This is a genomic window from Vibrio sp. Vb1554 (assembly GCF_033344235.1).
The window spans coordinates 60,134-82,342 of sequence record NZ_JAWPOJ010000019.1 but is presented as its reverse complement, the minus strand read 5'-3'; the positions used below and the strand labels follow the sequence as shown (position 1 = coordinate 82,342).

Genomic DNA, 22,209 nt, shown 5'->3' with positions numbered 1-22,209 from the left:
ACGATCGCTTTTTACACATGTGCGTACCATCTTTTAGATAAAGGAGGAGCGTTATGAGCCTTAAACATTACTTTGAGAAAGCGACACCTAAGTTTGGTCCAGGTGGGAAGTATCACAAGTTCTACCCACTTTTCGAAGCTGTCGAAACCATTTTTTACACGCCTGGTAAGGTAAACCAGGGCATGACTCACGTTCGAGATAGCATCGATTTAAAACGTATTATGATCATGGTGTGGTTGGCGGTCTTCCCTGCCATGTTCTGGGGTATGTACAACATAGGCCAGCAAGCGAGTGATGCCTTGTTGTATGGAATGGATCAAGCCTCAGCTCAGCAAGCGCTTGTTTCTTCATGGCAACTGAGTTGGGTATGGGGCTCGTTAGATGCGGTTTCACAAGCGGGGTGGGGAAGTAAAATGTGGCTTGGTGCTACTTACTTTCTCCCGGTTTATGCGACGGTGTTTATCGTTGGTGGTTTCTGGGAAGTTCTGTTTGCTATTGTGCGAAAGCATGAGGTAAATGAAGGCTTTTTTGTCAGCTCTATACTCTTTGCGCTGATCCTTCCTCCGACAATTCCACTATGGCAAGCGGCTTTAGGTATCACTTTCGGTATTGTTGTGGCGAAGGAGATTTTCGGTGGTACTGGACGAAACTTCCTAAATCCAGCTTTAGCAGGGCGCGCGTTCTTATACTTTGCCTATCCTGCCAACATGTCCGGTGGTGCCGTGTGGGTCGCGGCTGATGGTTACTCTGGCGCTACTCCACTTAGCCAATGGTATGAAGGAGGGCAAAGTGCTTTGATAAATAATATGACGGGAGAGCCAATTTCATGGGGAGATGCTTTTGTTGGTAATTTACCAGGCTCGATGGGTGAAGTCTCCACGTTGTTGATCGCACTAACAGGCTTGGTTCTCATCTTTATGAAGATTGCATCGTGGAGAATTGTTGCGGGCGTGTTGGTCGGTTTAATCGGAGCTTCATTACTATTGAATGCGATCGGTTCAGACTCTAACCCCATGTTCTCCATGCCGTTCTACTGGCACTTCGTGATTGGTGGGCTTGCGTTTGGTACCTTCTTCATGGCGACAGACCCTGTCTCGGCAGCTTTTACCAATAACGGGAAATGGGCATACGGACTATTAATCGGCGTGATGACGATTTTTATCCGAGTGCTGAACCCGGCTTATCCAGAAGGCATTATGTTAGCGATTCTATTTGCTAACTTATTCGCGCCACTTTTCGATTACCTAGTCAAAGAAAGTAATATCAAACGCAGAATGAAAAGGGCGAGACCTTCTTAAAATGAGGGTGACCTCACTGAAAATTGATTGAAAACTGCACTATATTGAAAAGGTCAGAGACATGGGGTTTCTGACTTTTTATTTTTATCAGGAGGACGAAGACGATGAGAATAAAGGATATTCTCGATAGCCGTTTGGTGCTGTCGTTCTGGTATAACCTAGACTACTGCTTGTCTCTCCTTAGTAAAATCTCTTCTCGTTGATTTCCTCAATGCAATCGCATTGAAAAGCATTCTATCTATTTGTTTTTTAGTCTTACGTGAAACTGCGTAGGGCAATGCGTATAAGGAAATTAACAATGAAACGTATTCCAGAACCTTTCCGTATCAAAATGGTTGAGCCAATCAAAATGACGACTTTGGCAGACCGTGAAGTCGCGTTAAAAGAAGCGGGCTATAATCCATTTCTTCTTCGTAGTGATGATGTTTATATCGATTTGCTGACTGACTCAGGCACTGGTGCCATGAGTGATAATCAGTGGGCTGGCATCATGATGGGGGATGAATCCTATGCGGGGAGTCGAAATTACTACAACCTGTGTGATGCAGTGGAGCACTTCTTCGGTTATAAGCTCACCGTGCCTGCACACCAAGGGCGTGGTGCCGAGCAAATTTTGTTCCCCGCTTTGATTGAGCGTATGCGTCAGGTGCGTGGTGGCGAAACGCCAGTATTTATCTCGAACTACCATTTTGATACCACAGCGGGTCACATTGAACTCAATGGCGGTAAAGCGATTAACGTGGTAACGGAAGAAGCATTCGACACCACTACGCCTTATGATTGGAAGGGCAATTTTGATATCGATAAGCTGGTGGCAACAATTGAAGCGCACGGTTCGCATAACATCTGTGCAATTATCACCACGATTACTTGTAATAGCTCCGGTGGTCAGCCTGTGTCGATGGAAAACATGCGCAGTGTGTACGAGATTGCAACCAAGTACGATATTCCAGTGGTGATTGACTCGGCTCGTTACTGTGAGAACGCCTACTTTATCAAGCAGCGTGAAGCGGGTTACGAGAATAAATCGATTCTGGAAATCATCCGTGAGATGTACCAGTACGGTGATATGCTCACCATGTCAGCTAAGAAAGACCCGATGGTAAACATTGGTGGCATGTGTTGTATTCGTGATCATAAGGAGTTGTTCCAGGCGGTGCAGACGCGCTGCGTACCCATGGAAGGATTTGTAACATACGGCGGCATGGCTGGGCGTGATATGGAAGCGCTCGCTCGCGGTTTGTATGAAGCCGCGGATGAGGATTTTCTTCACTATAGAATTAGCCAAGTTCAATACTTAGGTGAGCGCTTACGTGAAGGCGGTATTCCGATTCAATACCCAACGGGTGGTCATGCGGTGTTTGTGGATGCCGCTAAGATTTTGCCACATATTCCAGCGGATCAGTTTCCTGCGCAGGTATTGTGTAATGCTTTGTACTTGGAAGCGGGTATTCGAGCAGTAGAGATAGGATCGTTGCTGCTTGGTCGAGATCCGGAAACGGGTAAACAAAAAGCGTCAGAGCTTGAGTTGATGCGTTTGACCATTCCACGTCGTGTCTACACAAACGATCATATGGATTACATTGCGGATGCGATTATCGAACTGAAAAATCGTGCACATGAGTTAAAAGGGCTCACTTTCGAGTACGAGCCACCAGTGCTGCGCCACTTTACTGCTCGATTTAAAGAGATCGATTAACTCAAGTTTAAATCTAGATAAGCAAAAGGCCGCGAGTTTCACGGCCTTTTTCGATTCGTTTATTTCTTAGCGTTACAGTTACGCTAACTCTAATGTGATGCGAACGAACTGGTCGTCTTGATACTGCACTTCATAATTGAAGGTACCACTGGCGTAAATGCTGCCAAGGAAAAGTGAGCGTTGACTCATTGGTCCGCGGAACAGCATCGAAATAGGAGCGATTAGGGCGTTATTATCATCGAAGTGCTGATTTAAGTTCTCAGAAAGCACACACAGCAAACAGCCGTGTTGGTCGTGAGATAAGTCGACGTCTTCCGGTCGCGATAATAACACGGTAGTCCCCAGTTTCTTCTCAATCTCGTTGATCAGCAGCAAGTAGCTATCTAGATCGGGTTGAGGGTTGCTGGGTTTGTCTGCACCGACGCAGCGCTCGAGTAATACTTCCAGATTTCCGTTCTCACCTTTTGCCTGCTGAGTCAAAGACTTTAACGGCTTTTTAATCAGCTTATAGCGATTACTCTTCAGTTTTGGTTTCAGCCATTTCTGAAGTAAGTCATTACGTTCTTTAAGGGAGAGGCCATGCGAGGACGCGTGAATTTTAAAGTGCAGGTGTAATAAAGCGTGAACCGCAAGCTCACTCAGAAGTTGATTAGCATCTGTAGACTGTCTTGCCTGCTTAGAACTTTGCATTACACTCGAACAAAATTAGGGAAGAAGGATAATGGTGCCGAGAGAGGGACTCGAACCCTCACACCAAAGGCACTAGCACCTCATGCTAGCGTGTCTACCAATTTCACCATCTCGGCATCATGATGCTCTGAATACTCAGAGGCCTCGAAAGAAGCAACGCGAATTGTATAACCAAAATCCACCTGTTGGCGAGAGCAAAATGACGAATTTTGGCTCTTTCGAGTTTGATTGCATATTTATTGGTCACTTTTATGTTTTTTACCATCAACGCCTATCCTTATGCCCTTACTTTTATTAATAGTATGACGACAAAAGAGTACTTTTGCCTAAATTTTGAACGCTTGAACGTTTGCGTAAATAAATGTGATGAATATCTCTTTTTGTTGGCTATACTTGCGTCCCGTTTAAGCGGGAATTAGGGTTTAGTTGTTCAGGACCCTTACCCATACAAGCCGTCACATGGAGCAGGCCAAGCAACATGCTCGCCAGCAGTGAATGACCCCACGGACCGGACCAGCTACGTTCAATTGCTTGTATAAGGTAAAAATAAGATGTCGAACTATTCGTTCTGTCTACATTCTGGATCTAAAAGTGAGTTATCACTCGCTGCGTTGTCCCTTTCTTCTGCCAATTCCTTTGGCTCTTTTTTCTTTTTCAACGTTTAGTAGGTCCAGCTCATGAGTGTTCTATTTAGTCTATTTGGTATTGTTGCACTGCTAGGTTGTGCTTTCCTACTTTCTGAGGGTCGTTCTTCCATTAATTGGAAAACTGTATCTCGCGCCTTGATGCTACAAATGGGGTTTGCTGCTTTGGTGCTCTATTTCCCGTTGGGTCAAGCGGCGCTGGCGAGTTTAAGTAATGGTGTCGCGGGGCTACTCAGCTTTGCTGATGAAGGGATTAAATTCCTCTTTGGTGACCTCGCTTCTTCTGGCTTTATCTTCGCTATCCGTGTCCTTCCTATCATCATCTTCTTCAGTGCTCTTATCTCCGCCCTTTACTATTTGGGCATTATGCAAAAAGTGATTCAATTTATTGGCGGCGCTATCCAGAAGTTCTTGGGTACGAGTAAAGCAGAGTCTTTGGTTGCAACAGGGAACATTTTCTTATCTCAAGGCGAGTCACCACTTCTTATTCGTCCATTTCTTTCTAACATGACTCGCTCTGAACTGTTTGCCGTGATGGCTGGTGGTATGGCTTCAGTGGCGGGCAGTGTGCTTGGTGGTTATGCTGGTTTAGGGGTCGACCTCAAATACTTGATCGCGGCAAGCTTTATGGCAGCACCAGGTAGTTTGATGATGGCAAAAATCATCGTTCCTGAGCGTCAAACGCCAAGCGATTACAACAATATTGAGCTAGATAAATCAGAAGAAAGCAACGTAATTGATGCGCTAGCAAGCGGTGCCATGGGCGGTATGAAAGTTGCCGTTGCTGTTGGTACCATGCTTATCGCTTTCGTGAGTGTTATCGCGATGGTGAACACGGGGCTAGAAAACTTGGGTGAGATACTTGGTTTCTCTGGCGTAACGCTACAAGCGATTTTTGGTTATTTGTTTGCACCTCTAGCGTGGTTGATTGGTGTGCCAAGCCACGAAATTCTAGCTGCGGGTTCATACATTGGTCAGAAAGTGGTGATGAATGAGTTTGTTGCGTTTATCGATTTTGTGCAGCACAAAGCGACACTGTCTGAGCATACTCAAATTATTATCACTTTTGCGTTGTGTGGTTTTGCGAACATTGGCTCAATTGCGATTCAGTTGGGCTCTATCGGCGTGATGGCACCTGAGCGCCGCAAAGATGTTGCAAGTCTAGGCCTAAAAGCGGTTGCTGCTGGTACACTCGCTAACCTGATGAGTGCTTGCTTAGCGGGCATTTTTATCTCTCTCTAATTTAGATTGAAGATACACACTAAAAACCCGCCTAAATGGCGGGTTTTGTTATTTCTAAGGCTTGGGCATTAAGCCGTAAGGTATCGATTTAAAAGCCTCTGGGTGCTCTTGATAAGTTGGCGCTTTATGTACCCCTTTCCAATCGAGCAGCATGATGGCTAGCACGTTACGGTGTTCGCCGTACTTGAGATCAAAGTTACCGTCGACCGACGGAATCATCCCTTTTTCTGCGTTGATTGCGTGACGAATGGCTTGGCGGGTTTTCTTTACGACCGGATCATGGTCCAAGCCTGCTAACAAAAACGAAATGCCGACTTCCGCAATCACGTCTTCTTTGGCGCGCAGTAGGATAGTGTCGATATTGTTGCGAAAGTAATCATAAATCCATTGGTGTTTCTTCTCGCTTACTCGCTCCTGATAATACTGTGAATCGGCAAAGATGATGTGCGTCATCCCATAGAGTTTGTTCCAATACTGCTGAGCTGAAAGCATCTTATCTTTATCGTCGGGGTAGGTGTCACGGAAGGTTTGAGTGAATTCCTCGACCACATCTTGCTCTCCTAACTGACGAAGCCAGTAGACTTGGTTTGCAAGCTGAGCTGCCCATGCTTCTATCATCTCTTTGTCCGTAACGTAACGCGAGAAATCGTAGCGCCTAATAATTTTTCTCAGCGTTTTGTCTTGTTTATGCTTTAGGCCATATTCGTTTGCTCTTGCCATTGCGCCAAGCAAATCCACACCAAGATAAAGGTACTCAGGATGGTGTTTAGTCACGGTATAGCGTCGCTGCCCTCGTTCGGTTTCTTTCTCTTGATACGTGGTCAGCCTTTGAGATGAATAGAGAATGATGTCTTCTGGTTCAACAACTTCATTAGCAAATTGGTTTAACCGGCTGGCTACTTGTGCCATGTCGGTCCAAATGGCAGCGTGATATTTCTCATCTAATGTTTGGCGGTACATGCGTAAGCCAAAATGGCCCTCTTTAAACGCCGGGAAAGTGAACAGTTCCTGTTCGTAGGTACTACGAATCAACTGCGCTGATTGAGTATTATCGAGAAGCGGTACCTCTTCCTGTGATGCCTGAGCTGCAAAGGTAAGTGAGCAAGAGAGTAAGACCGCTAAGCTAAGAGGTTTAATACGCATAAATCCATTCCCTATGAAGTCCTGAACCTAAACCTACCATCAATATTAATTGAGAATGTAAAAGCTGAGTCAATAGTTAAAAATTTGCCTAAAAGTCAGGTTGATACGTTCACCTTTGGTTTTCGCGGTTTTTGGTACGCAGTGCTTCCAGTGATGCTGTAGCTCGCCAGCCATAATCAGTAAGGAGCCGTGAGAAAGCTCATATTCAATCTCAGTTTTACAATGTAAATTTCTAAGCAAAAATCGACGTGTTTCACCTAAGTTCAAAGATGCGATAACAGGGTTTCTACCTAACTCTGGTTCATTATCTTGGTGCCAGCCCATTGAGTCTTGGCCGTGTCGATATAAGTTAGCGAGAACAGAATTAAAAGTGACATCAGCAACTGATTCACAACGCACTTTGAGCTGAGTTAACTCAGGAGTCCAAGGGTGAGGCTGCATGGTTAAGCCTGAGTAAGTATATGCTGCATCACCGTGCCACGCTTGTAAGCGAGGTTGAAGTACTGACTTGCCGAACATAGTAATGTGTTCTTGGTGCCATGGCAGTGTCTTTCGAAGTTGGTCAAAGTAATTATCCGCCTCAAGATGGTTAAGAAATTGAGGATCATAATAAAGTTTTCCTCTTTCTACTTCTTGCCATAGATCGCCGCCAAATAAATCGCCTTGTTGATGCATCATCTCACACCTAAAACATAAAAGTTGTCAATCACTGTTACCTTTCTGATTATGATTGGTTATTCTTGTGATAATAAGAATTTTAACAATAAATAAAAAATCTCGTAGTTGTATACGAGTTGTGGGGAGAAAATGCGTTATTTACCCAGAAAACGATGCTATTTTGCATTGTTCTTCCTCACCTTTTTCGCTTTGTGTATTGGGGTTATCGAGCTGTTAAATCGAAACCAGCAAGAGCTTCACAAAGAGCGAGTTCAAGTTGAGGCCAAAGAACAACTTTCCATTCTCCGTTCCAATTTGGAAGCGGTACTTATGGCGGATATCTACAAAGCCAGTACTTTAGCGACACTCATTACGTTACTTCCTAAAAACCAAGAAGAAGAATTGAGTATCGCCGCTCACCGAATCCTAAATAAAAGTAAACATATTACAATCATCGGTATCGCGAAAAATGATGTAATTAGTCATGTATTTCCACGCCAAGGTAATGAGCGCCTAATCGGCCTTGATTACCGCGCAGTGCCACAGCAGTGGGTACAGGTGCAAAAAGCCAAGGATGTACAAGAAATTTTCATCGCAGGGCCAGTGACTTTGATTCAAGGTGGCCGAGGTTTGATCGTGCGTGTGCCTGTTTTTCTTGATCCTCCAATGAATCAGGACTACTGGGGAGTGATCAGTGCGGTGATTGATTTCGATGCTCTGATGAGAGAAACCGGCGTAATTGATTTCTCGTATCGTTACCCTTTAATGATCCGTGGTTACGATAGCGGTGGCTCATTTGGTGATGCTTTCTTTGGCGCGCAAAGTGTAAATAGCATGGCATATGCAAAAGAGATGGTTCATTTTCCTTATGGTGGGTGGAGTATGGTGGTTTTCTCTGGAGGCAAAGCTGATCGCCAAATCTCTTGGCATCAGTTGCATTTAGCTAGAGTAATCGGCTATCCCATTATATTCGCACTTAGCCTCGCGCTGTTCGCCATTTATCGACTGTATACCATTGCAGATGACAGAGCTTTACACGATGAACTCACGAATTTACCAAACCGTCGCTATTTTATGAAGTTTTACAAGCAGCAGTTCGAAATAGCGAAACGTTATAAAAAGCGTTATAGCTTCGCCTTAATTAATATTGACCTAGATAGGTTTAAACACATTAACGACACCTATGGTCACGACGCAGGTGACAAAGTTTTAATCGCTACGGCTGAAAGGGTAAAAAGCTCTCTGCGTAAATCAGACATCGTGGCCAGAATGGGCGGTGATGAGTTCTTAGTTGTAGTTCATCACCCAGGAACGGAAGAAAATGTTCAGTCCCTTCTACAAAAACTTCGATTAGCGCTATGCTCGACGCCCGTCATTTACGATGAAACGCTTATCTATTTGAAAGCCAGTATTGGGTACGCGATATTTGACCCGAAAATGTCATCTCCTGAGCAAATGATGAAAATAGCCGATGAGAGAATGTATCAACAAAAGCATGGCGGATGAGCCTGAACCCAGTTTCAATAAGGGGTTAGAGGAATGGTAAAGTTGGGAGCCCGAAATCTCATCATCATTGAGGTGCAAGAATATGTGACTTCATATGTTCACAGACACTTTGCTGAGAGAGTCGTTATTAGCAGTGCATTCAGTGGCATATTTGAATAATGTTGCATTTTGCAAATGCAGTTTGCGAAATTAATGGTTAATAAAGCAACGATATGCATCTGGATCTACTAAAAAACGGCTTTTTTAAAGTTGGCACGCATCGTGCTTTACTTAGAGTGACCCTTATTAAGCCGAGGGTCACCTAGCCAACTGACGTTGTTAGTGAATACAAATTGTTCACAAGTATATACCGCCAATCACGTTTATTGTGATTGGCGTTTTTTCTTTCTAAAGCCCGATGATATTCACGTCGCTGCCCGTCTCATCAGCTTCTCCGCACTTGCTGTAACAACTAGGTTGTCTTGGACAAACCGCCCCTCTGGAGCAGATCAACCTTGCTTGGGTTTGAATCCCGCGCTCTATCCAGTTGATGTTTAATATCTTAGCGATAGTCGTTAAGTCTTTTTTGATGTGGGGAGGAATAACACCACTTCCGCCGGAAGCGACACAAAGGGACTTAAGTTCTTCCGCTATGGAAACGGCATCGCCACCTTGTGCAGAAATAGCAGGGTTAAGATCAATACCGGCACATAGCACGCGATTATTTCCCGCAGGGTCAAATACGTTGACCGATTCGCAGCAGTAGATACGTGGCTCGTCGCCAACATTTAAGATCGAGATTTGCGCTGAACTGGTATCCAAAGGCTGGGAAAGGCGTCGGAATACCGCCCAGTGCTGGCAAGGGTCGTTTACTTTGCGCATGTTGCCCCAAGGCAATGGAATACCATTTCCTCGATACACTGCTTTTAACTTGCCGGGGCCATAGGCATCAAAATAGTGCCAATGAGGGTAAGGCGAGACCACCGTCATGCGACGCATTGCAACGGAAGGAGAAACGCCGGCCTTTTTGTGAACATCAATTTCGTAACCGGAGCGGTCAAGCAACTGACGAAATGGTACTTTGGGGCAAAGCAAGGCACCAGCAAAAAAGCTGGACTCAAAATCACGCCAAGCTTGCAGGATATCTTGCGAATTGAGTTCAGAGTTCGACACAGGGCTGTCCATTTGCTCCCAATTGTTTTGATGCCCGATAGATAAAACGTTATTCATTGCATCGCTGCTATGGAGCACTCGATGGCCGATATATACCGCCAAGTCATACTTCAATCGGGTTGGATAGTCACGCATTCGTTTATTGAGATAAATAGTCCCAGGTGGCTCCATGAAAGACGTAATCAACTGTTTGGCGCTGACGCCCAGTTCATCAATCACATCTTGTGGCGCTCGATCTACCCAGCGGATATCCAATCCCATACTCTTTGCAATGTCTACGAGATCTTCTACAGATAGATTCAGCCGCTTCAAGCCGACCTCTTCGGCGGCGCGCTCTAAATCAGGAAAATGGTTTTGATGGTTTTCTTGGTGTGCGCGGATCAGTAAGTGGGCGAATTGACGCCCCGTGATACCTGTTTGGGAGAGCATTTCTGGTATCGCGATTTGAAGAATATCATTGGAAAACAGGAAGCTCGGCTCCAACGCCATGCCACTAATCCCGCCACGATTTCCTTTGTTGGGTGTGATGGCTTCTAATTCGGGTTCATCATCTAAAAACCACGCCGGATCTTTTTGAAAAACTTCCGCGATCACTTCGAGCATATCGATACTCGGTACGCGTTTTCCGCGCTCAATCATCGAAAGGTAAGAAACCGAAGGAGCGTACTCTGGATTAATTCTTACACAACGGGCAGACAAATCTTCCATCGTTAAATGGTTGTTTTTTCTTAGGTTACGAATTTTCGTACCAAGAAAATGAGACTGACGAATAAGGCTTTTTGACACAGACATTTTGTAAAATTCACATTGTAAAATTTTTGTTGTGAAATTGTAGTCAATATTTCGCTAGTCTACATAATGAGCAGGCAAGGAAATTAACCATCCACTTCACAGAATTGCCTGAAACTTAAATAAAGGATTTAAGTTTTTACTCTAGGACGAGTTTTTAAGTGCGAGGATATGACGATGAATATGCTGAACTTCGATAAAAAAGAGATGCAACAACAACAACGCCCATTTATCGCTGAAGCCGTATTTGCCGTCGAAGCGGTAAGTGCTGAGCAGCAGAGTGAGAAACAAGTAAAAGCGAAGCAACTCCTTGACCGCATGTTCCCATTGGAGAACGGGTCGCACCAAGATGTATCAAGTTACGTGATTGATTACCGCCATGTTTTGGCTTATTTCAAAGACGGTACACACAGCGGCCTGAAAAGCCCGAAACATTTTGTGGCGTACACTGGTGGAAAGGAAGATCCAAAGTCGATTTTGTTTAAAGATGATTCGGGCAATCATGTAGAAGTGCTGTTTGGCTGTCACAAAGGCACTGGTTGCGTGGAATTAGTGGACATTGACGATATTCAATTAGAAACTCGCACGACGTTTCATCCTGAACTAACTGGCAATGCACCAACCGCGATGCGCCATTGGATAAGTCTAATCAAAGGCGACAAAAAAGGTAAGCCGATGGCATGCAGTGAAGATAAAGAATATACCGCAAAAAATGGTGACGACTACATTCTAAGTTACTGTTACAGCGTCGATTAAGATACTCATGATTGGATACAAAACCCCCGCACTTTACAGCGCGGGGTTTTCTTTTTCATCATAAAAGTCGTTTTCGCTTAGCCAGTTTATTTAAATTGGCATCACGCGGTTACGACCGAGTTGTTTTGCTTCATAAAGCTGTTTATCGGCTTTATTGATTAAGGCTTCAGGCGTATCACCCGGCTCAAATTCTGCTACCCCAAAAGAAGCTGTAATGCTGTGAACTTGTGTGCCTGAGCGCTTATCTCTGATACGCAGTTTTTCTATCATCCGGCGTAGTGTGTCTGCATATTGGCGAGCAATTCGCAGAGATTTGTTAGGTACAATTAACGCGAATTCTTCACCACCAAAACGGTACGCACATATCCCATCTCGACAGCTTTGTTGTAGCCGGCGGGCAATGGCTTTTAATACTGTATCGCCAAAAAGGTGCCCGTAATTGTCGTTAAATGATTTGAAATGATCGATATCAAGCATGATCAAGGTCATTGCCTGATTTGATGCAATAAGTGAAGAGAGATCTTTGTCAAATGCTCGGCGGTTGTATAGGTTTGACAAACCATCGAACAACGCATCTTGCTGTACTTCAGCCAGTTGGTTTTTGAGGCGAGAAATTTCTTCACTCGCGTTAGTCAATTGGCTATTCAAAAACTTTGTTGAGTGACGAATTTCATGTGACTCTGCGACAAGTTGACGAATCACCACCATCACTTCTTCAATGCTTAGGCTATTGTCCTCAACTTTTTCCAGTTTATTAAAGCTTTTGTCTACCATCTCGGAAAAGGAGGAAGTATCTGAAATCGTATCGCTCATTGAACTGGATACTTCGTGTAGCAGAACTTCTACATTGGTTCTAAGATCTTCAAGGCTGGTTTCTGCTTTGCTGGCCACATAGTTGTTGTAAAGCTGTTTATTGGTTGCTGGCGGGCAAATACCGTAGTTTTCTAACACCATGTCTAACTCAAAGTTGAGTTCTGGAATGGTCTTGTCAACGTAGGTATACCAAAGCGCGTAGTTGGCTGGCGTGGCAGCAACATGGTTTTTGATCATCAGTGGGACCGCTTTTTTTAAATTAGCGGTTGATTTCTTAAACTCGTCGGTCATTTCTGCGATGGTACTAGCAAAATGGGATTGGGCTTAGATTAACGGATATTAACTAATGTCGCTTTAATTTTTATCACTTTTGCATGGTTTATATAGAAAATGAGTGATTAAGATCGTGATCAATACCGTTGGATTCAAATTTTATAAAATATCAGTATGAAACATGTACAGGAATTTGGTGGTATTGCGTGTTTTGAGATATCCAGCAAATGGATTCCGTGTGAACGTTAGTAACCTAATGATCGTCAAACTCTCGTTTTCGTATAAAAGCAAGTAAATCAAAAGGCTTAACGTCAGGGTCTCCGTGAAAAGAACTCGTAGACGAAGAATTAACATCTGAGGGTGCGAATTGAAAAAGAAAATAGGACTTTATTGGTTCACGAACGACTTGCGATTGCACGACAACCCACTGTTGAAAAGCGCCAGTGTAGAAATGGACGAGTTAATTTGCTTGTATTGCTACCCTTCAATGACGCCTTACTTGCATCACTTTGCGCAGGAAGCCTCTTTCGGGCGTGCGAAATTGCAGTTTCTCGACTTGTCGCTTAGTGAACTCAATCAATCTTTGAATCACCTTGGTCAGCGATTATGGGCGGTTGAACTGACGCCCGATCAAGCAATCAAGTATGCTGTTAATCGCTTCGGCGTCACACATATATATGCTGACGCCTTTCCCGGTTCGGATGAGCAACAAGCGTTAGATCGCGTAGCTGAAGGCGCTTCTCATGTAAAAACAAAACAGCAAACAATCCGGACCCTGTTAAGGGAAGAACAACTACCATTTGACTTGAGCAATCTGCCTACCACTTTCACGCAGTTTAGAAAGCAAGTTGAAGGTTCAGACATCTCTCGGCCCCACGAGAGTGTCCGTTCGTTACCTCCAATTCCCTTAGGTGTGAATCTTCCTTCCGTTACTGCATATTACTTTGACACAAAAGCTGCGTTTCATGGTGGAGAAAGCCGCGGGCTTGAACATTGTCGCCAGTATTTTGCTTCCACACTAGCCAGTGAATACAAACAAACACGCAATGGTTTAGATGGCATGAATTACTCCACCAAGTTCTCTCCTTGGCTAGCTCATGGGTGCGTTTCTCCGAAAACTATTTATGCCATGTTGAAACGTTATGAAGCGGAGAATGGCGCAAATGATTCAACCTACTGGATTTACTTCGAACTGCTTTGGCGTGAATACTTTTATTGGTATGCCCGTCGATACAAGCGACAGCTCTTCCGATTCGGTGGCATCCAAAATCGAGCACCACTCACCAGCTTTTACGCGCACCGTTTCCAACAATGGAAGAAAGGTGAAACGCCATTTCCTATCGTCAATGCGTGTATGCACCAACTTAATGAAACCGGTTATATGTCGAATCGTGGCAGACAGTTAGTCGCCAGTTGTTTGGTGCATGAACTTGGCCTCGATTGGCGTTATGGCGCGGCGTACTTTGAGTCACAACTGGTCGATTACGATGTGGCATCAAACTGGGGAAATTGGCAATACCTAGCGGGCGTTGGTGCTGATCCGCGTGGTTCACGACAATTCAACCTCGAAAAGCAAACCGAAATGTACGATCCGCACATGGAGTTCATCGATAGGTGGCAAGGTCGTTGTCCTGGCGCGCATTTGAATAGTGTAGACATGGTCGACTGGCCGATTGTGATGGGCAGCAGTGACAAAGCTTCGTCATCGGAGAAACCGTAATGCAATTTGAAACCGTACGATTGATCTTGGGCGATCAACTTAACAGTGAGCACTCTTGGTTTCAGCAACCGGATGAGCAAGTGCTTTACCTGATTGCGGAGCTCAAGCAAGAGAATACTTACGTCACGCATCATATTCAGAAAGTGTGTGCGTTCTTTTCTGCAATGGAACAGTTTGCGAAAGAGCGTCAGAGTGAAGGTCATCAAGTTCTGCATCTCACACTGGATGACACACAATCCTTCGACGATCTTGAGCAAGTCTTGCAACACTACGTGAGCGAAGTTGGTGCAAGTAAGTTTGAATATCAACGCCCGGATGAATACCGTCTGCTAGAGCAGTTAGCCAAATTAAAGCTTGATGGGGTCGTGACGCGTTGTGTCGATTCGGAACACTTTTTGTTACCGTTTGAGGAAATAGAATCGCAGTTTCCTCAAGGCAAACACATCATGATGGAGCACTTTTACCGCCGTATGCGCAAGCGCTTCGACATCTTGATGCAAGACGGAAAGCCTGTCGGCGGAAAATGGAATTACGATGCCAATAATCGTAACAAGCTCAAAGCCAAAGACATTGAACAACTTCCACAACCTTTGATGTTCAGTACCGACGTCCACGGCATTATTGAGCGGTTGGCAGAACATGACATCAAAACCATCGGAAACCTCGAAGGAGACTTGTTGTGGCCGATCAATCGCGCGCAAAGCCTGTCTTTACTCGCGCATTTCTGCCAAGTTTGTCTGCCGTTATTCGGACGTTTTCAAGATGCCATGACAGGCCAGCACGATGCTAAGTGGAGCTTGTATCACAGCCGAATTTCATTCTCGCTTAACAGCAAATTGCTGCACCCGAGAGAAGTCATTGATGCTTCACTCAAGGCATTTCATTCCAACGCAGACATCGACATTTCTCAAGTCGAAGGGTTTATTCGCCAAATCTTAGGATGGCGAGAATACATCCGAGGCGTCTATTGGACAAACATGCCTCATTACCCGAAAAAGAACGAGTTGGGCGCAGAAAGGAAGCTGCCAGACTTCTTTTGGAATGGCGAAACCAAAATGGCCTGTATGCGCAATGCGATTGGTCAATCCCTCGATTATGCCTACGCACACCATATCCAACGTTTGATGGTCACAGGTAACTTTTGTTTGCTAACCGAGATAGATCCAGACCAAGTGGATGAGTGGTATCTCGGTATCTATGTTGATGCGATTGAATGGGTCGAAATGCCGAACACTCGTGGCATGGCATTGTTTGCGGATGGCGGCATTGTTGGCACCAAACCTTACGCGGCGAGTGGTTCTTACATCAACAAAATGAGCGACTACTGTAAGGGTTGCCATTACGACAATAAGGCGAGGAGTGGGGAAGGATCGTGTCCGTTTAACAGCCTTTATTGGCGCTTTATGAACAAACACGACAAGCGCCTCGCAGCCAATCCACGAATCGGGATGATTTTCCGCTCTTGGGACAACATGGAAGAACAACAACGCCAAGCGATTCTTGATACCGCAGAGCACTACATAGAAAACGTGGAGAACTTGTGATGGAAATACTCATCGTCGGTGGCAATGGTGGAATTGGTTTGGCGATGGTGAGAGAAGCCGCAGCTCGGTTTCCTCAAGCTCGCGTGCATGCCACTTATCGTAAGCAGCAACCAGATTGGCAACACCCAAATGTCGTTTGGCATCAAGTGGATGTATCGCAAGACGAGCAGGTAAAAGCGTTCAGTGAGCAGATTGAACACGTCGATTGGTTGGTGAACTGTGTTGGTATGTTGCACACCCAAGAGAAAGGTCCTGAGAAGAATCTTAGCTCGCTCGACGCAGACTTCTTTCAGCAAACCATCACGGTTAATACTTTGCCAAGTTTGCTGTTGGCGAAATACTTCACGCCCAAGCTAAAGCGCAGTACTGCACCCAAGTTTGCGACCATTTCGGCCAAAGTTGGCAGCATTAGCGATAATCAGTTAGGTGGTTGGTACAGCTATCGAGCATCGAAAGCCGCATTAAACATGTTCCTAAAAACCATGTCGATCGAATGGCAAAGAGTGGTCAAACATGGCACGGTGCTTTCACTTCACCCTGGCACCACAGATACCGCTTTGTCGGCACCTTTTCAAACCAATGTCCCAGAGGGAAAGTTGTTCACGCCAGAGCGAGTTGCTAAGGATTTATTAGGCTTGATAGAAAAAGCAACCCCGCAAGATAGCGGGGCGTTTTGGGCTTATGATGGGACGTTATTACCTTGGTAAGAGAACGCGTACAAACGTTAATACAAATGAAATAACATACTCCAGAGAGGGTCGGAGTGACCTACGTTTTCGTTGATTTATTTCTTCGGCAACGCTCAGAACAATAAACGATTTCCTCCCAATTTCGCGCCCACTTCTTTCTCCAAGAAAATGGGCGCTGACAGACCGGACAGACTTTCATGGGAAGGTTGGATTTAAAACCTTTCATCGCGCTGAATGTTCACTCCTAATTTGGTTAAAACTACTTATCAAATAGGTACAGGTAATCGCCGTAGCCTAAACTCGCCATCTTGTTCACAGGTACAAATTTCATCGCAGCAGAGTTCATACAATAGCGTAATCCCGTCGGCTTCGGACCATCTTTAAACACATGACCTAGGTGTGAATCACCAAACTTACTGCGGATCTCCGTTCTAGGGTAGAGCAGTTTATAATCGGTTTTCTCCACGATGTAACCCGGGTTAATTGGTCGAGTAAAGCTTGGCCAACCTGTGCCAGATTTGTATTTATCAGTAGAAGAAAATAGCGGTTCACCGGTCACAATATCCACATAAATTCCCGCTTCTTTGTTGTCCCAGTATTCATTATCAAACGGACGCTCCGTGCCTTCTTCTTGCGTCACGTAATACTGTAGCTCTGTTAAGTTTGATTTGATTTCAGACTGAGCAGGTTTACTGTACGCTTTCACTTTCGAAAGCAGCTTTTTTTCTTCAATCAACTGTCGAAGTGTTTTAGGACTTTCTTTTCGATCTTCACCAAATACTTCGTCGAGATATTTATCGCGACCTGATGCGTAGCGGTAGTATTTGTACTTCAAGCTACTCTTCTTGTAGTAATCCTGATGGTACGACTCCGCAGGGTAAAACTTTTCAAACTCGATCAGCTCTGTTTTCAACGGTTTTGGATAGATCATCGCCTTGTCGATTTCCATCATAAACTGCTTAGCAATCTGCTTTTGCTCCGCATTATGGTAGAAGATCGCTGGACGGTATTGAGGACCACGGTCAACAAATGAACCTTTATCGTCGGTAGGGTCGATATGACGGAAGAAGTAGTCCAGCACTTGCTCGTAGTTCACGACAGCAGGATCGTACTTCACCTCAATCACTTCAATATGACCAGATTTACCAGAAGAGACTTGGCGGTAAGTCGGGTTTTCAATATGACCACCTGAATAACCTGATACAACATCGATTACGCCGGGCAGTTGCTCTAAATCCGATTCTGTACACCAGAAACAACCGCCAGCTAGCGTTGCGATTCTTGTATTCTCTGAAGCCTTCAGCTTATCCATCGTATCGGCGGTACCTGTTTTACTCAATAGTAGAAACAAGACTGGAAGTGCGAAGGAGAAACCGGCCAATAACTTAGACATATTCTTCATAGCTACCTCATCGTTATTTTTGTAGAAAGTGTTACTTAAATAAAAAGTGTTACGTATAGAGAAAGGTAACCGAGCGAAAAAATTACAGTAATGTTGAAAATTCCGTTGCCCTTTTATGCGATAGAGCTAAAGTATCGACAAGAAACACACCGCTAGTAAGGGCAACGATGCCTTGAATAAGCGATGCTAAATGAGGTAAATCATGCAAGCTGAAGTTAAATGGATAGAAGATTTTAAATTCCTTGGGCAATCTCAGTCGGGCCACTCCGTAGTGATGGATGGCAATGGTGGTGCAACCGCACCAAGCCCAATGGAAATGGTACTAATGGCTGCTGGTGGCTGTAGCTCTGTCGATGTTGTTGATGGTTTGAAAACAGCAGGCCAAAAGGTTTCGTCAGTTAATGCCAAGCTAACCACAGAGCGTCGTGAAACCGCGCCGCGTATCTTTACGCAAGTGAATATCCACTTTGAAGTGTCAGGTGACGAGCTTGACCCAGAAGTCGTAGCAAAAGTGGCGGCTGACTCGCTAGAAAAATACTGCTCGGTTTGCTTAATGCTAGGCGAAGGTGTTGAGATGACCCACAGTTGGGAAATTGTGTAAGTTGACAGACTCCACAAAATATAAAAACAGGAAAGAGAAAAGTCCGGGCTTTTCTCTTTTTTTATTTCGCAGTTCACGTACCTTGTGAAGAATCTGAAAGCAGTAATTGCAGGTTGTAGGAGTCTTCCAGTGACAGAACTAGAAAAAATGATGTCTGGCCAGGTCTTTGATGGCATGGACAAAGAAATTGACGCCATTAGAAGCCATGCTCTTCAAGCACTTAGAGCACTTAATAATAACACCGACGAAAGTCAGCGCGACGAATTGCAAAAGCAGCTATTTGGCAAGGTAGGCCGTTGTATTGTCCAGTCCCCTTTTCATTGTGAATTTGGTAAGACCATCGAAATAGGTGAAGAAACCTTTATCAACATGAACGTGGTCATGCTCGATGGTGCCAAAATTACCATCGGGAACCACGTGCTCATTGGACCGAGCGTGCAATTTTATACCGCTTCTCATTCTGTTGATTACCGCAGTCGCCGACGTTGGGAAACGTTTTGTAAACCCATCACGATTGAAGATGATGTGTGGATTGGCGGTAACTCCGTCATTAACCAAGGTGTAACAGTTGGCGCTCGTTCGGTTATTGCGGCGAACTCGGTAGTCAACCATGATGTGCCGCCAGATTGTCTATACGGAGGCACGCCAGCTAAGTTGATTCGCCGTCTCAACGAAGAATAGTAGAGGTTAGTATGCAATAACTCTGGCGATTAGAGAGTTCAGACTGAGCTCTCTTCGTCGAGTACATCGTTATATTTTAATGTTAATTCCTCACTCAATTGCTAAAAGAACGGCACCAATTGATAAAGTCAGGGCAACGACAACAGAGTTAACAATGATAATACCTAGTAATAGAATCGACAAATAACGATACCATTTTGGTACTTCTCTAGAAATATTAGGTAATTTTCGCTTTTCACCTGAGCTAGGTTGAACGATTAAACGAACAAACATCAATGTTCGGAAAAATGCGTAAGGCCACCCTGTGAATAAAGAAAGCTCAAATTCATTAAAATATGGTTTTTTAAAATAGTTTCCAACAATCTCCTTCGGCATCAGAAAGTGCATGACACCGATAAAAATGGTTTGTAAGAAAATAATAATCACACCAGTCATTAAAGTGTAAAAAAGAAATGTGATTACTTGCTGCATATAGACTCTATTCCAGTACTAGCGACTAAGTTTGGCTTGCTTTCAATTGAATTATAAAAGCTTTTTGCCACTTTACCGGATGCATAACCTACAGCCGTTGAACCGGCAGCGAGTACAATGGCAGTCCCCCAGCCAATAGGGTTTGATACTAAAAATAGACCGACTAACGCGCTGGTACCCATTCCTACAGCTGTGCTAGTTATTGACTCAACAAAAATTTCATTCTTCTCATGTTGGTCTTGTGTATTCGCAATCTGAATGCAGGAAGCCGTTAGACCAACACATACTAAAACATGTCCGCCAACTTTAGATGCTTGAGCTATTTTATTCAGTTTTTCAGCTTGTTTAACTATATGAGCATTCGCAGGTAACCCTCAACTTCGAGCTATGCGGATAGACTCGTAAGCTTTTTATTATCAAGTGATAAATTTAGCCTTTCATATGGAGTACCATACATGTTTAATATAATTGATGATAAGTTATCATGAGTTTTTATCTTATACTCAAATAATCCCGACACAGAGCACCTCTAGCTAATAATTTGTTTGTGCAGATACTAACAAAAAACTATATTTAAAAAGGTTTATTTTTTGCATTCTAGACTTTCATTTTAAAAAGTTACAAATTAGCTGATGTATTTATTATTTGCATGAAATTGTTAATGTGATTTTTTACATTTAAAGTGTGATATTAAACTTGGTTGGATAAGTGAAGGTCATACATGATTTGCTAGTGATAAAAAACCTGCGATAAAAAATACAAGTGCTAACATTGTAGAGTTTATGATAATTACCCATATTATTATGAAGGATAATAGGCGGTACCACCTAGGCACCTCTTGGGATACATCGGGTAACTTTCGTTTTTTACCTGAGTTAGGTTGAACGATTAAACGAACAAACATCAATGTTCGGAAAAATGCGTAAGGCCAACCTGTAAATAGAGCTAGTTCGAAAGTGTTAAAATAAGGTTCTTTAAAGTAGCTATTGACAATGTCTTTTGGCATTAAAAGGTGCATGATACCTATAAAGAATGCTTGAAAAAAAATAACTAATACACCAGAGAACATTAAGTATCCAATAATGTTCCAGATCAATTGCATATTGCACCTATCCTTATAATAAACCGATGCTTTTTCAAAGGTTTTATCCTAATTTTTATCATGAAGAAATAAAGAGACTAACAGATAACCTATATCTTAGCTATGAATGTAAGGCCGTTTTGAAGGAGTGTCGAGAACGAAAATAAGAACTATTTTATTGATTTTTATGTAAATATAGTTGGTCGTGTATAAAATTGATAACGTGAAATGGCGAGATGTAAGCCTTGCACAACTAACAAAGGTTGGTTAAACAAGGCTAATAATCGGTTATGGATGAATAACGATTTGTTGCTCCTCTGTCATCACAAGTGTCGCTTTGCTTTGTTCGATAAGTTGGGCAGCATAAGAAGGGGTAACTGCCTGCATATCACCTTTAGATCGAAGAGTTAAAGACTCCCACGCTTGATCTCGATATTTCCCTGCTTGGGTGTATTGAATCAGTACTTTCATAGCTTCACGCTCCGGTGTGGTTGACGTGCTACTTAAGTTAACGATCTTAGGTTGGTTGCGCATCCGTTAAAAATGAAACATTAGTTTAACCAAATGTGCCTTTCCAAATATCGCGCATTGAGCAGAGCAATTTGGAATCCTTGTGATGGAGGGATGAAAAATACTCAATCTTTCGATTCATACTGCGCAATATAATGTTTGAGAGATTTGGTTTCCGCACTCTGAAACTCTTCATCGTGCATACGCAGTGCTTGGATACGGTCGAGGCGGAACTGGCGATAGTCATCGCGCAATTCGCACCAGGCGACCAGCGTCCAGACTTTGCCCCAAAAGAACTGGCCTAACGGTTGGATTTTTCTCTCGGTCACCTGTCCGCTTTCATCTTGGTAATCCAAACTGACCTTAAACTGATGATCAATCGCGTGGCGCAGAAGCTGCCCTCGTTTGGCAGTCTCGGATTGGGTGTGATAATCGGGCACAATCAGCGGACAATCTTCCACTTGTTGTTTGAGCTTATCTGGCAATACCGAAAGTATTTTGGTGGACGCAGAGTGAGACGCTTCGGCGAGTTCGGCGTCCGACCAGGCTCGAACCATCCGCATACCCAGTTCAAGCGCCATCATCTCCTTTTCTGAGAACATCAAAGGTGGCAGATGAGAGCCTGCTTGCAACAGGTAGCCGACACCTGCTTCACCTTGAATCGGAACACCAGAACTGAGCAACGACTGAATATCGCGATAAATCGTACGTTCGCTGACTTCCATTCTTTCTGCGAGCTCTTTCGCTGTCACGGCGTAACGCTTTGCGCGCAAAAGCGTCAGTAGCTCAAACAGTCGTTCTGATTTGCTCATGATGTTCCTTATCTAGACCTACTGGTTGTTAGTAGT

21 protein-coding genes and 1 tRNA gene are annotated in these 22,209 nt (G+C 44.0%); 10 read left to right on the top strand and 12 right to left on the bottom strand.

The annotated features are described in order from the left end of the window. Nucleotides 1–53: 53 nt before the first annotated feature. Together R8N28_RS16225 and R8N28_RS16220 are read left to right on the top strand one after the other, a co-directional pair. Entirely contained in the window at nt 54–1,298 is a 1,245-nt protein-coding gene (locus tag R8N28_RS16225; RefSeq protein ID WP_065275107.1) for an NADH:ubiquinone reductase (Na(+)-transporting) subunit B, read from the top strand. Between the two features lie 298 nt (nt 1,299–1,596). Continuing rightward, complete coding sequence (locus R8N28_RS16220; RefSeq protein WP_005384172.1) at nt 1,597–2,997, top strand: tryptophanase; 1,401 nt, start codon at nt 1,597–1,599, stop codon at nt 2,995–2,997. 78 nt (nt 2,998–3,075) lie between these two features. Here R8N28_RS16220 and R8N28_RS16215 read toward each other — a convergent pair whose 3' ends face one another. Both R8N28_RS16215 and R8N28_RS16210 read right to left on the bottom strand, forming a co-directional pair. Next, a complete protein-coding gene (locus R8N28_RS16215; protein WP_017819727.1) occupies nt 3,076–3,687 on the bottom strand; it encodes a DUF2913 family protein in 612 nt (203 codons plus the stop codon). A 32-nt stretch (nt 3,688–3,719) separates the two neighbouring features. Then, nucleotides 3,720–3,803: transfer RNA gene (locus R8N28_RS16210), tRNA-Leu, on the bottom strand. A 561-nt stretch (nt 3,804–4,364) separates the two neighbouring features. Here R8N28_RS16210 and R8N28_RS16205 point away from each other — a divergent pair. After that, entirely contained in the window at nt 4,365–5,573 is a 1,209-nt protein-coding gene (locus tag R8N28_RS16205; protein WP_017635515.1) for a NupC/NupG family nucleoside CNT transporter, read from the top strand. A 54-nt stretch (nt 5,574–5,627) separates the two neighbouring features. Here R8N28_RS16205 and R8N28_RS16200 read toward each other — a convergent pair whose 3' ends face one another. Both R8N28_RS16200 and R8N28_RS16195 read right to left on the bottom strand, forming a co-directional pair. Beyond that, nucleotides 5,628–6,716: a DUF3541 domain-containing protein gene (locus R8N28_RS16200; RefSeq protein WP_005384167.1), complete on the bottom strand. Its 1,089-nt coding sequence runs from the start codon at nt 6,714–6,716 to the stop codon at nt 5,628–5,630. Between the two features lie 69 nt (nt 6,717–6,785). Beyond that, entirely contained in the window at nt 6,786–7,391 is a 606-nt protein-coding gene (locus tag R8N28_RS16195) for an alpha-ketoglutarate-dependent dioxygenase AlkB family protein (RefSeq protein WP_065275108.1), read from the bottom strand. A gap of 132 nt (nt 7,392–7,523) precedes the next feature. On the opposite strand from R8N28_RS16195, the gene R8N28_RS16190 reads away from it, so the two are divergent. Then, nucleotides 7,524–8,879 (top strand): diguanylate cyclase, encoded by a 1,356-nt coding sequence (locus R8N28_RS16190; RefSeq protein WP_054865439.1) that lies wholly within the window; start codon nt 7,524–7,526, stop codon nt 8,877–8,879. Between the two features lie 387 nt (nt 8,880–9,266). Here the strand turns inward: R8N28_RS16190 and R8N28_RS16185 are convergent, their stop codons facing one another. Next, nucleotides 9,267–10,823, bottom strand: a complete 1,557-nt coding sequence (locus tag R8N28_RS16185; protein WP_082240177.1) for a DUF3612 domain-containing protein — start codon at nt 10,821–10,823, stop codon at nt 9,267–9,269. 174 nt (nt 10,824–10,997) lie between these two features. On the opposite strand from R8N28_RS16185, the gene R8N28_RS16180 reads away from it, so the two are divergent. Then, complete coding sequence (locus R8N28_RS16180) at nt 10,998–11,576, top strand: malate synthase (RefSeq protein WP_064354490.1); 579 nt, start codon at nt 10,998–11,000, stop codon at nt 11,574–11,576. Between the two features lie 90 nt (nt 11,577–11,666). Here R8N28_RS16180 and R8N28_RS16175 read toward each other — a convergent pair whose 3' ends face one another. Beyond that, on the bottom strand, nt 11,667–12,680 hold the full coding sequence (locus R8N28_RS16175) for a GGDEF domain-containing protein (protein WP_047102820.1): 1,014 nt from the start codon (nt 12,678–12,680) through the stop codon (nt 11,667–11,669). A 349-nt stretch (nt 12,681–13,029) separates the two neighbouring features. Here R8N28_RS16175 and R8N28_RS16170 point away from each other — a divergent pair, with 349 nt between their 5' ends. From R8N28_RS16170 to R8N28_RS16160, 3 genes are read left to right on the top strand one after another with little or no spacing between them, the layout of a single operon-like run. Beyond that, the gene (locus tag R8N28_RS16170; RefSeq protein WP_064376704.1) at nt 13,030–14,382 is read left to right on the top strand and encodes a DASH family cryptochrome; all 1,353 of its coding nucleotides are present in this window, start codon (nt 13,030–13,032) and stop codon (nt 14,380–14,382) included. Next, nucleotides 14,382–15,926 carry a cryptochrome/photolyase family protein gene (locus R8N28_RS16165; protein WP_065275109.1) on the top strand — a complete coding sequence of 515 codons (1,545 nt, stop codon included), beginning with the start codon at nt 14,382–14,384 and terminating at the stop codon, nt 15,924–15,926. Before R8N28_RS16170 ends, R8N28_RS16165 begins: the two co-directional genes overlap by 1 nt. Continuing rightward, complete coding sequence (locus R8N28_RS16160; protein ID WP_017819732.1) at nt 15,926–16,633, top strand: SDR family oxidoreductase; 708 nt, start codon at nt 15,926–15,928, stop codon at nt 16,631–16,633. The genes R8N28_RS16165 and R8N28_RS16160 overlap by 1 nt, the downstream gene beginning before the upstream one ends. 61 nt (nt 16,634–16,694) lie before the next feature. Here the strand turns inward: R8N28_RS16160 and R8N28_RS16155 are convergent, their stop codons facing one another. Together R8N28_RS16155 and msrB are read right to left on the bottom strand one after the other, a co-directional pair. Continuing rightward, nucleotides 16,695–16,841: a DUF2256 domain-containing protein gene (locus R8N28_RS16155; protein WP_005374142.1), complete on the bottom strand. Its 147-nt coding sequence runs from the start codon at nt 16,839–16,841 to the stop codon at nt 16,695–16,697. 33 nt (nt 16,842–16,874) lie between these two features. Then, nucleotides 16,875–18,017 carry a peptide-methionine (R)-S-oxide reductase MsrB gene (gene msrB, locus R8N28_RS16150; protein WP_005374134.1) on the bottom strand — a complete coding sequence of 381 codons (1,143 nt, stop codon included), beginning with the start codon at nt 18,015–18,017 and terminating at the stop codon, nt 16,875–16,877. 202 nt (nt 18,018–18,219) lie between these two features. Here msrB and R8N28_RS16145 point away from each other — a divergent pair, with 202 nt between their 5' ends. Both R8N28_RS16145 and R8N28_RS16140 read left to right on the top strand, forming a co-directional pair. Further along, complete coding sequence (locus tag R8N28_RS16145) at nt 18,220–18,618, top strand: OsmC family protein (RefSeq protein WP_005374132.1); 399 nt, start codon at nt 18,220–18,222, stop codon at nt 18,616–18,618. 129 nt (nt 18,619–18,747) lie between these two features. Continuing rightward, nucleotides 18,748–19,299: a sugar O-acetyltransferase gene (locus tag R8N28_RS16140; protein WP_065275110.1), complete on the top strand. Its 552-nt coding sequence runs from the start codon at nt 18,748–18,750 to the stop codon at nt 19,297–19,299. A 90-nt stretch (nt 19,300–19,389) separates the two neighbouring features. Here the strand turns inward: R8N28_RS16140 and R8N28_RS16135 are convergent, their stop codons facing one another. The 4 genes from R8N28_RS16135 to R8N28_RS16120 form a co-directional block, all read right to left on the bottom strand. After that, nucleotides 19,390–19,770, bottom strand: coding sequence for a hypothetical protein (locus R8N28_RS16135; RefSeq protein ID WP_005374128.1), 381 nt, complete (start codon nt 19,768–19,770; stop codon nt 19,390–19,392). Beyond that, on the bottom strand, nt 19,758–19,952 hold the full coding sequence (locus tag R8N28_RS16130; RefSeq protein WP_225455344.1) for a hypothetical protein: 195 nt from the start codon (nt 19,950–19,952) through the stop codon (nt 19,758–19,760). The genes R8N28_RS16135 and R8N28_RS16130 overlap by 13 nt, the downstream gene beginning before the upstream one ends. A gap of 1,187 nt (nt 19,953–21,139) precedes the next feature. Continuing rightward, nucleotides 21,140–21,322, bottom strand: coding sequence for a hypothetical protein (locus tag R8N28_RS16125; RefSeq protein ID WP_021035913.1), 183 nt, complete (start codon nt 21,320–21,322; stop codon nt 21,140–21,142). A gap of 164 nt (nt 21,323–21,486) precedes the next feature. Next, on the bottom strand, nt 21,487–22,173 hold the full coding sequence (locus R8N28_RS16120; protein WP_005497912.1) for a helix-turn-helix transcriptional regulator: 687 nt from the start codon (nt 22,171–22,173) through the stop codon (nt 21,487–21,489). Nucleotides 22,174–22,209: the final 36 nt, after the last annotated feature.

Bases quoted from the DNA above. Each gene is read 5' to 3' on its own strand.
- R8N28_RS16180 (WP_064354490.1), top strand. From the start codon at position 10,998: ATGAATATGCTGAACTTCGATAAAAAAGAGATGCAACAACAACAACGC.
- R8N28_RS16120 (WP_005497912.1), bottom strand. From the start codon at position 22,173: ATGAGCAAATCAGAACGACTGTTTGAGCTACTGACGCTTTTGCGCGCA.
- R8N28_RS16190 (WP_054865439.1), top strand. From the start codon at position 7,524: ATGCGTTATTTACCCAGAAAACGATGCTATTTTGCATTGTTCTTCCTC.
- R8N28_RS16155 (WP_005374142.1), bottom strand. From the start codon at position 16,841: ATGAAAGGTTTTAAATCCAACCTTCCCATGAAAGTCTGTCCGGTCTGT.
- R8N28_RS16130 (WP_225455344.1), bottom strand. From the start codon at position 19,952: ATGGGTACCAGCGCGTTAGTCGGTCTATTTTTAGTATCAAACCCTATT.
- R8N28_RS16135 (WP_005374128.1), bottom strand. From the start codon at position 19,770: ATGCAGCAAGTAATCACATTTCTTTTTTACACTTTAATGACTGGTGTG.
- R8N28_RS16220 (WP_005384172.1), top strand. From the start codon at position 1,597: ATGAAACGTATTCCAGAACCTTTCCGTATCAAAATGGTTGAGCCAATC.
- R8N28_RS16200 (WP_005384167.1), bottom strand. From the start codon at position 6,716: ATGCGTATTAAACCTCTTAGCTTAGCGGTCTTACTCTCTTGCTCACTT.
- R8N28_RS16225 (WP_065275107.1), top strand. From the start codon at position 54: ATGAGCCTTAAACATTACTTTGAGAAAGCGACACCTAAGTTTGGTCCA.
- R8N28_RS16205 (WP_017635515.1), top strand. From the start codon at position 4,365: ATGAGTGTTCTATTTAGTCTATTTGGTATTGTTGCACTGCTAGGTTGT.
- msrB (WP_005374134.1), bottom strand. From the start codon at position 18,017: ATGAAGAATATGTCTAAGTTATTGGCCGGTTTCTCCTTCGCACTTCCA.
- R8N28_RS16160 (WP_017819732.1), top strand. From the start codon at position 15,926: ATGGAAATACTCATCGTCGGTGGCAATGGTGGAATTGGTTTGGCGATG.
- R8N28_RS16125 (WP_021035913.1), bottom strand. From the start codon at position 21,322: ATGAAAGTACTGATTCAATACACCCAAGCAGGGAAATATCGAGATCAA.
- R8N28_RS16215 (WP_017819727.1), bottom strand. From the start codon at position 3,687: ATGCAAAGTTCTAAGCAGGCAAGACAGTCTACAGATGCTAATCAACTT.
- R8N28_RS16195 (WP_065275108.1), bottom strand. From the start codon at position 7,391: ATGCATCAACAAGGCGATTTATTTGGCGGCGATCTATGGCAAGAAGTA.
- R8N28_RS16175 (WP_047102820.1), bottom strand. From the start codon at position 12,680: ATGACCGACGAGTTTAAGAAATCAACCGCTAATTTAAAAAAAGCGGTC.
- R8N28_RS16145 (WP_005374132.1), top strand. From the start codon at position 18,220: ATGCAAGCTGAAGTTAAATGGATAGAAGATTTTAAATTCCTTGGGCAA.
- R8N28_RS16185 (WP_082240177.1), bottom strand. From the start codon at position 10,823: ATGTCTGTGTCAAAAAGCCTTATTCGTCAGTCTCATTTTCTTGGTACG.
- R8N28_RS16165 (WP_065275109.1), top strand. From the start codon at position 14,382: ATGCAATTTGAAACCGTACGATTGATCTTGGGCGATCAACTTAACAGT.